Below are 8,481 nucleotides of genomic sequence, written 5' to 3' on the forward strand. Positions count from 1 at the left end.
GGCCGTCCGGGCACCGACCAGGGCCAGGGTCAGGACCGCCCCGTATACGGCCAGAACGCCCCGAACGGTGCGGACTTCGGCCAGAACGGACAGAACGGCGGCGACTTCGGCGCCCCGCGCCCGCCGGTCGGCGCGCTCCCCCAGCAGCCCCAGCCGGAGGCCCTGCCCCCGGCCGGCCCGGGCGACGGCCGCACGCCGCTGTTCGACAACCTGGAGACGAACTGGTTCCACGGGCAGCACAACGGCGGCTCCGGCCGCCCGGACCAGCCCGCGGGACCCGAGCAGCAGCCGACACCCCAGCAGTACTCCCCGGAGGGGCTGCCGGACCGGCCGGCGTCCTCTCCTCCCCCGATGCCGCAACGGCAGCCCGCGAACGGCGGCACGAACGGCAACGGCGCCGTCACGTCCTCCTGGCGCACGTCACCCAATGACGAGCTGGTACGCCAGGCCGAGCGGGTCAAGAAGCCCGCCGCGGGCGGAATCACCACCTCAGGTCTGCCCCGCCGGGTCCCGCGTGCCAACCTGGTGCCGGGAACCGCGCAGGAGCAGAGCAATCAGACCGGTCCGCAGGTCTCGCGTGCGCCGGACGACGTACGCGGCCGGCTGACCAACCTTCGCCGGGGCATTCAGCAGGGTCGTCAGGCCGGCGGCCGTACCGCCGACAGCTCGACGACCGGCAGTTTCAACCTCGGCCCCTCTCACCAGCAGGAGCGTTAGTTGAGTCCGATGAGCCAGGCGGCGCAGAATCTGAACTGGTTGATCACCAACTTTGTGGACAACACCCCCGGGGTGTCCCACACAGTGGTCGTATCCGCCGACGGCCTGCTGCTGGCCATGTCCGAAGGCTTCCCGCGCGACCGTGCCGATCAACTCGCGGCCGTCGCCTCCGGGCTGACCTCGCTGACCGCGGGGGCGTCCCGGATCTTCGAGGGCGGGCCTGTCACCCAGACCGTCGTGGAGATGGATCGCGGGTTCCTCTTCCTCATGTCCGTCTCCGACGGTTCCTCCCTCGCGGTGCTCGCACACCCCGACTGCGACATCGGCCTCGTCGGCTACGAGATGGCCCTCCTGGTCGACCGGGCGGGAACGGTGCTGACACCGGACCTGCGCGCCGAGCTCCAGGGGAGCCTGCTGCACTGAGACTTCCAGGTACCGCCCACAGCACCACACACCGTCAGGCCGCCAACCGGCCCCACCCCGGCCCAGTCAGACGGCACGAAGACATCTTGCTGTCACGCCCGGAGGATTCATGACCCCGCCACCCGCCTCTCACGATCCGTACGGCGCCTCAGTCGACGCGTCCTACGGACTTGAAGGCGATCAGCCGCTGGTACGCCCGTACGCCATGACCGGCGGACGGACGCGGCCGCGGTACCAGCTCGCCATCGAGGCACTGGTCAGCACGACGGCCGATCCGGCCCATCTCGCCGGGCTGCTCCCCGAGCACCAGCGGATCTGCCATCTCTGCCGTGAGGTTAAGTCGGTCGCCGAGGTGTCGGCACTGCTGTCCATGCCACTGGGAGTGGCACGCATCCTCGTGGCCGACCTGGCCGAGGCAGGCATGGTGGCCATCCACCAGCCGGGTAACGGAGAGGCCGGCGGAACGCCGGATGTGACACTGCTCGAAAGGGTGCTCAGTGGACTTCGCAAGCTCTAGCGGCGGAGCGGCACGATCGACGACCTCCGCCAAGATCGTGGTGGCGGGCGGGTTCGGCGTGGGCAAGACCACGTTCGTCGGCGCCGTCTCGGAGATCAACCCGCTGCGTACCGAAGCCGTCATGACCAGCGCCTCCGCCGGCATCGACGACCTCACCCACACCGGAGACAAGACCACCACCACGGTGGCCATGGACTTCGGCCGTATCACCCTCGACCAGGACCTGATCCTCTACCTGTTCGGCACCCCCGGACAGGACCGCTTCTGGTTCATGTGGGACGACCTCGTACGCGGCGCCATCGGCGCCGTCGTCCTCGTCGACACCCGCCGCCTCGCCGACTGCTTCCCCGCCGTCGACTACTTCGAGAACTCCGGACTCCCCTTCGTCATCGCCCTCAACGGCTTCGACGGACACCAGCCCTACACCCCGGAGGAAGTACGGGAGGCGCTCCAGATCGGCCCGGACGCGCCCATCATCACCACCGATGCCCGCCACCGCGCGGACGCCAAGAGCGGACTCATCACGCTCGTCGAGCACGCACTCATGGCTCGCCTCAAGTAGACGACGGCGTACGGCAGTTGCCGTATCCCGGACCGGGTGTGGGCTGTGTCTTTTGACACGGCCCACCTCGGTGTTCATAACGTTTGAGAAGAGAATTCACGCCGTTCGGACACCCGACGCGTTCGACTGGTATCCCTGCGCTCATATCACCTTCGCCTTTTGACGGGGCTCGTTCTTTATGCCCGTTTTATCTGCGGTATGGACCACTCGGAATGGCCGATTCCCACTGTTTGGAACGGGACCGCCTCACGTGCTGGAATTCGATGAACTCCCGAGTAGTACAGCCCTGAACGAAAAACGGCACACCACAGGTGCCGACGCCGAGAGGTTGTTGGTCGAGTGAGGCGTAGCAAGACGAGCTCCGCGGAGCAGGCGGCGCGGGGAAACTTCACCCCGCCGCGGCGTACAGCGGCGCCGCCTGCGGACACGCCAGGGAAGGCGCCGGCACCCGGCAGCACCAGCCGGCTGGCGCCGCGCAACTGGCGGGTACCGACCCGGCTCAACGCGATCCTCCTGATACCCGTGCTCGTCGGCCTCGTCATGGGCGGCTTCCAGGTCAAGGGCTCCGTGGACACCTGGCAGGAGGCGCAGGACGCCGAGCGCACCGCGCTCGTCGTACGGGCCGCGTCCGAGTACGGCCAGGCCCTGCTCAACGAGCGCGACCTCACGGCCCAGCCCCTGCTGACGAACAAGCGCGACGACAAGGTCGTCGTGGACGCCAGGGCCACCACGGACGCCGCGAAGGCCACGTTCGACCGCGCCGTCGAGTCGCTGCCGCAGGACGAGGGCCTGGAGCGGCGGCTGCGCCTCTTCCGGGCCGAAGAGCCCAAGCTGGAGACGATCCGCAAGACGGCGTACACCGCGGGCGTCGAGACGCCCGACAAGACCGGCCGCAACGGCGGTCCGGTGGCGACCGAAGAGGGCTACGTGCTGGTCCAGCACTCCCTCATGGAGTTCTCCAACGAACTGGGTCTCGGCACCGGCAACATCACCAGCTACGGCCGCACCGTCTACGCCATCCAGCTCTCCAAGGCCGCCATGTCGCTCCAGCGGTCCATCGGTCTGCACCTCCTGGTGCGGCCGAGCGAGAAGCCGGCGGTCCGGTCGGGCCAGTCGGTCGCCTTCTCCTCGTACGCCTACCTGGAGGACATCGCGGTCGCCGAGTACATCTCCGGCGGCACGGACGAGGACGAGGCCAAGCTCCGCAGGACCATGGAGGAGAAGGCCGCCGAGGGCGCCAAGATGCTCGCCACGGCGCGGCAGCAGGCCGCGGCGGCGGGCGAGGAGTTCATCGCCCCGCCGGCCCAGGACGGCTCGGTGGTCGACGGCATGGTGGCCGCGATCGCCACCGGCGACAGCCCCTCCCAGCTGGAGGAGCGCGGCGTCACCCCCCGGACGTGGATGGCGGCGACCACCACCAAGTTCGACGCCTACACGATCATCGAGAAGGACCTGGTCGACAACGCGGTCGGCGACGCCGCCCAGATCGCCGACGACGCCAGGAACGACGCGATCACCAACGGCGCGATCGTGCTGATCGCGCTGCTGGCCGCCTTCGTGCTGGCCGGGATGATGGCGCGGCAGATGAGCCGGTCGATGCGCCAGCTGCGTACGGCCGCCTTCGGCATCGCCGAGCAGCGGCTGCCGATGCTGGTCGACCAGCTGTCCCGTACCGACCCCGGCCGGGTCGACACCCGCGTACAGCCGATTCCGATCGACTCCAGGGACGAGATCGGCGAGGTCGCGCGCGCCTTCGACCAGGTGCACCGCGAGGCTGTGCGGCTCGCCGCCGAGCAGGCCATGCTCCGGGGCAACGTCAACGCGATCTTCACCAACCTCTCGCGGCGCAACCAGTCGCTGATCGAGGGCCAGCTGACCCTGATCACCGATCTGGAGAACAACGAGGCCGAGCCCGAGCAGCTGGAGAACCTCTTCAAGCTGGACCACCTCGCCACCCGTATGCGCCGCAACGGTGAGAACCTGCTGGTCCTCGCCGGTGAGGAGCCCGGCCGCCGCTGGAACCAGCCGGTGCCGCTGGTCGACGTGCTGCGCGCCGCGTCCTCCGAGGTGGAGAGTTACGAGCGCATCGAACTGACGGGCGTGCCCGAGACCGAGATCCACGGCCAGGCCGTGACCGACCTCGTGCATCTGCTCGCCGAGCTGCTGGAGAACGCCACCACGTTCTCCTCGCCGCAGACCAAGGTGCGGGTGACCGCGACCCGGCTGCCCGACGGCCGCGTGATGATCGAGATCCACGACAAGGGCATCGGCCTCACCGCCGAGGACTTCGCCGACATCAACCACAAGCTGGCCAACCCGCCGACGGTGGACGCCGCGGTGTCCCAGCGCATGGGCCTGTTCGTGGTCGGCCGGCTGGCCGACCGGCACGGCGTACGGGTGCAGCTGCGGCCCTCGGGCGAGCAGGCGGGCACCACGTCGCTGGTCATGCTCCCGGACGCGATCACCCACGGTGGCGGCGGCGAGCAGCTCCCGCCGGACGACTTCACGGTCTCCCAGATCATTCCGGAGCAGCAGGCGCCGGCCTTCGAGCCGGAGTCGCAGGCGTACTCGGCGCCGATGCTGACGGCGGCCGAACTCGGCTTCGACGACTCGCGGTACGACGACCCCGCCGGGGCCGGGACCGGGGCGGCGAATCCCCGCAGTCTCGACCCGGTGAACCGTTCCCTCATGCGCGACGAGCGCCGTGCGGCGCTGGGCGGTGGCAACGGCGCCGCCGCGGCCCTGCCCGGCGGCGAGCAGCCGCTCTACGGCGATCAGGTGGACGGGCAGTACCGCGAGGAGACGGACGGCCGGTACGCGCCGCAGGAGGCGTCGTACGACCAGAACGGCTACCCCGTCCAGCAGGGCGGCGCCGAGGGCGGGCAGACGTACGACGGCACGGGGTACGGCGCGTACGCCGGCAACGGCACCGACGCCTACCCGGCGTCCGGCTCCGCCGACGGATACCGGACACCCGACGGGTACCAGGACCAGCAGGACCCCCTGGGCGGCGGCTATACGGAAGGGGCCTACGAGGCTCCGCAGGCGAACGGGGCGGGCTACGACAACCTCTTCGCGCCCCAGGCCGACCAGGGTGGCTGGAGTGACCGGAGCGGCTACCAGGGCGGGTACGAGCCCGAGCGGGGGACCGAATCGGAATCCTCCGACGGCGCTGCGGCGGACACCGGGAAACGCGTAGAATTCGAACGTCCGGGCCCCTCCCCGAGCACCAGTCACGAAATGACCGGAGCGGGACTGCCACGCCGTGGCGGCACCGCGCAGCCGCCGAAGGCGGAGTCGTGGCAGCCGACCGGTGAGGGCGACGGGCAGCGGAACGGACACGACGGCGGTGGGACCGATCTCTTCGGCGGAACCGCGCCGTCGGCAGCGACGCCGCAGGAGACAGCGCCGGCTTCCGGCCGGCAGGCCTCGACCACCGAGAACCGACCGACGAGCGAGACGTACGCACCGACAGCAACCCCGCAGCCGCGGAACGGACAGAGTGAGGCGAACGGCACCGACGAGTGGCGTTCGACGAACGACGACCGGTGGCAGCGGGCCGAGAAGCTCCGCGAGCCCAAGGCCGGCGGGATCACTCCTTCGGGACTCCCCCGGCGCGTTCCCAAGGCCAACCTGATCGAGGGAACGGCGGAGTCGACGCCGCAGAACGGCCCCCAGGTCTCGCGCGCGCCGGAGGACGTACGTGGCAGGCTGAGCAACCTGCGGCGCGGCGTCCAGCGGGGCCGCAACGCGGGGGCGGGCAACGCGGGAACCACGGGGACGGACACGAACGGACCGGGTCGAGGCCCGGGCAGTACCTACAACCAGGAGCGTTAGTGTGAGCCCGATGAGCCAGGCGGCGCAGAATCTCAACTGGTTGATCACCAATTTCGTGGACCACACCCCCGGGGTGTCCCATACCGTGGTGGTCTCCGCCGACGGACTCCTGCTGGCCATGTCCGAGGGTTTCCCGCGGGATCGCGCCGACCAGCTGGCGGCCGTCGCCTCCGGGCTGACCTCGCTGACCGCGGGGGCGTCCCGGATCTTCGAGGGCGGTGCCGTCACCCAGACCGTGGTGGAGATGGACCGCGGGTTCCTTTTCCTGATGTCCATCTCGGACGGCTCCTCGCTGGCCGTCCTCGCCCACCCCGAGGCCGACATCGGCCTGGTGGGCTACGAAATGGCTCTGCTCGTCGACCGGGCGGGGACGGTGCTGACACCGGACCTGCGCGCCGAACTCCAGGGAAGTCTTCTCAACTAACAGACAGACAGTGCGTTTCGCGCCATCGCACCATAGGGTTCGGTGGCGCGACTCCACAGAACAGTTACCGGCGATCGGAGTCGGAGGAGGCAACGGTGGCAACACCCCCAGGCGGACACCCTTACGAAGGTGGCCGACAGGTTCCGGGTGAGCATGCCCGGAACCACTTCAACTCCCCCTCCACGCCGGGCGCAAACGGCGGTCAGGGTGGGCGGCGGGACGGCGGCGGGCAGCAGCCGTATCATCCGCAGCAGCAGCCTTACCAGCCCCAACAACCGTACGGACAGCAGCAGTCGTACGGGCAGGGGCAGCAACAGCCGTACGGTCAGCAGCAGTCGTACGGACAGGGACAGCAGCCGCCGCAGTACGGGCAGCAGCAGCCCCGCAGCCGGCCGGTGCAGCCGAGGCGCCATCAGGAGCCGGAGTACGCCGCGCACAACCCGTTGGTACGTCCGTACGCCATGACCGGCGGCCGGACGCGGCCGCGGTACCAGCTCGCCATCGAGGCACTGGTCAGCACGACGGCCGATCCGTCAAGGCTGCAAGGGCAGTTGCCCGAGCACCAGCGGATCTGCCGGCTCTGTTTCGAGATCAAATCGGTCGCCGAGATTTCGGCACTGCTCTCCATCCCCCTGGGCGTCGCCCGGATCCTCGTAGCCGACCTGGCGGAGGCCGGACTTGTCGCCATTCATCAACCCGGCGGCGACGAGACCGCCGGGGGCCAACCAGATGTGACACTGCTCGAAAGGGTGCTCAGTGGACTTCGCAAGCTCTAGCGGCGGTGCAGCCCGCTCAACCACCAGCGCGAAGATCGTGGTGGCGGGCGGATTCGGCGTGGGCAAGACCACGTTCGTCGGCGCCGTCTCGGAGATCAACCCGCTGCGTACCGAAGCCGTCATGACCAGCGCCTCCGCCGGCATCGACGACCTCACCCACACCGGAGACAAGACCACCACCACGGTGGCCATGGACTTCGGCCGTATCACCCTCGACCAGGACCTGATCCTCTACCTGTTCGGCACCCCCGGACAGGACCGCTTCTGGTTCATGTGGGACGACCTCGTACGCGGCGCCATCGGCGCCGTCGTCCTCGTCGACACCCGCCGCCTCGCCGACTGCTTCCCCGCCGTCGACTACTTCGAGAACTCCGGACTCCCCTTCGTCATCGCCCTCAACGGCTTCGACGGACACCAGCCCTACACCCCTGACGAGGTGCGCGAGGCGCTCCAGATCGGCCCCGACACCCCCATCATCACCACCGACGCCCGCCACCGCGCCGACGCCAAGAGCGGACTCATCACGCTCGTCGAGCACGCACTCATGGCACGGCTTCGTTAAGCGTTCTCCGGCAGGGCGTCCACGGGCCGTGTGCCCGGAGCCGACCGCCGGACGGCCGCGGCCCCGTACTCCTTCGAGTACGGGGCCGCGGCCGTCCGGCGTCTCGCGCCACCGGGCTCGCGGGCCGGGCCCGGGCAGCGCGAGAGCCCCGTACTCCGAGGAGTACGGGGCTCTCGCGGCTCTGTACGCCCGCTGGGGCGCCTGGGCTCAGCCTTGCCAGCTGTGCGGTGCCCGGAAGCCCGGCGTGCGCTCCAGGCGGCGCCAGCCGGCCGTGGAGCGGCCTCGGTGGGCCGGGGCGGTGTCCGCGTCGGAGCGGGCCGCGGCGCGCGCCATGAGGACGGCGGTGATGGCGGCCAGTTCCTCGGGGCCGGCCTGGCCCTTCTCGACGCGGAGCAGGGAGTTGTCGGCGGGGTTGCTCATCGGGCTCGTGTCTCCGTCTTCTCGTTGGGCGGGCGGCGTGGGCGGCGCGGGGGCCGCGTCCGGCGGGCGCGGGCTCACTGCGGCGGGTTGCCGTGCTTGCGGGACGGCAGGTCGGCGTGCTTCGTACGAAGCATCGCGAGGGCCGAGACGAGGACCTCGCGGGTCTCGGCCGGGTCGATGACGTCGTCGACCAGACCGCGCTCCGCGGCGTAGTAAGGATGCATCAGTTCGGCCTTGTACTCT

General features: G+C 70.0%; 9 protein-coding genes and 1 pseudogene. 8 read left to right on the forward strand and 2 right to left on the reverse strand.

From position 1 onward, the window contains the following. From GXP76_RS31960 to GXP76_RS31995, 8 genes and pseudogenes are all read left to right on the forward strand, one after another. A pseudogene (locus tag GXP76_RS31960) lies at positions 1-717 on the forward strand (histidine kinase); the annotation flags it as partial. Between the two features lie 9 nt (positions 718-726). Then, the gene (locus tag GXP76_RS31965) at positions 727-1,140 is read left to right on the forward strand and encodes a roadblock/LC7 domain-containing protein (protein WP_023538416.1); all 414 of its coding nucleotides are present in this window, start codon (positions 727-729) and stop codon (positions 1,138-1,140) included. Positions 1,141-1,249: 109 nt separating this feature from the next. Continuing rightward, a complete protein-coding gene (locus GXP76_RS31970) occupies positions 1,250-1,657 on the forward strand; it encodes a DUF742 domain-containing protein (RefSeq protein ID WP_023538417.1) in 408 nt (135 codons plus the stop codon). Then, positions 1,638-2,219 (forward strand): ATP/GTP-binding protein, encoded by a 582-nt coding sequence (locus GXP76_RS31975; protein ID WP_078074889.1) that lies wholly within the window; start codon positions 1,638-1,640, stop codon positions 2,217-2,219. Before GXP76_RS31970 ends, GXP76_RS31975 begins: the two co-directional genes overlap by 20 nt. Positions 2,220-2,558: 339 nt before the next feature. Next, a complete protein-coding gene (locus GXP76_RS31980; RefSeq protein WP_242575116.1) occupies positions 2,559-6,056 on the forward strand; it encodes a nitrate- and nitrite sensing domain-containing protein in 3,498 nt (1,165 codons plus the stop codon). Positions 6,057-6,066: 10 nt separating this feature from the next. Continuing rightward, on the forward strand, positions 6,067-6,480 hold the full coding sequence (locus GXP76_RS31985; RefSeq protein ID WP_078079450.1) for a roadblock/LC7 domain-containing protein: 414 nt from the start codon (positions 6,067-6,069) through the stop codon (positions 6,478-6,480). Positions 6,481-6,575: 95 nt separating this feature from the next. Further along, positions 6,576-7,256, forward strand: a complete 681-nt coding sequence (locus tag GXP76_RS31990) for a DUF742 domain-containing protein (protein ID WP_242575117.1) — start codon at positions 6,576-6,578, stop codon at positions 7,254-7,256. Beyond that, positions 7,237-7,818, forward strand: coding sequence for an ATP/GTP-binding protein (locus GXP76_RS31995; protein ID WP_031229389.1), 582 nt, complete (start codon positions 7,237-7,239; stop codon positions 7,816-7,818). Before GXP76_RS31990 ends, GXP76_RS31995 begins: the two co-directional genes overlap by 20 nt. Before the next feature lie 207 nt (positions 7,819-8,025). Here the strand turns inward: GXP76_RS31995 and GXP76_RS32000 are convergent, their stop codons facing one another. Both GXP76_RS32000 and GXP76_RS32005 read right to left on the reverse strand, forming a co-directional pair. Further along, positions 8,026-8,238, reverse strand: coding sequence for an acyl-CoA carboxylase subunit epsilon (locus GXP76_RS32000; RefSeq protein WP_242575118.1), 213 nt, complete (start codon positions 8,236-8,238; stop codon positions 8,026-8,028). Positions 8,239-8,312: 74 nt separating this feature from the next. After that, on the reverse strand, positions 8,313-8,481 hold a 169-nt coding region (locus GXP76_RS32005; protein WP_277994055.1), incomplete at its 5' end, for a carboxyl transferase domain-containing protein.

Origin of the sequence: Streptomyces sp. NP-1717, from assembly GCF_022695985.1 — a bacterium.
Taxonomy (GTDB): domain Bacteria; phylum Actinomycetota; class Actinomycetes; order Streptomycetales; family Streptomycetaceae; genus Streptomyces.

Bases quoted from the DNA above. Each gene is read 5' to 3' on its own strand.
- GXP76_RS31965 (WP_023538416.1), top strand. From the start codon at position 727: ATGAGCCAGGCGGCGCAGAATCTGAACTGGTTGATCACCAACTTTGTG.
- GXP76_RS31970 (WP_023538417.1), top strand. From the start codon at position 1,250: ATGACCCCGCCACCCGCCTCTCACGATCCGTACGGCGCCTCAGTCGAC.
- GXP76_RS31985 (WP_078079450.1), top strand. From the start codon at position 6,067: ATGAGCCAGGCGGCGCAGAATCTCAACTGGTTGATCACCAATTTCGTG.
- GXP76_RS32000 (WP_242575118.1), bottom strand. From the start codon at position 8,238: ATGAGCAACCCCGCCGACAACTCCCTGCTCCGCGTCGAGAAGGGCCAG.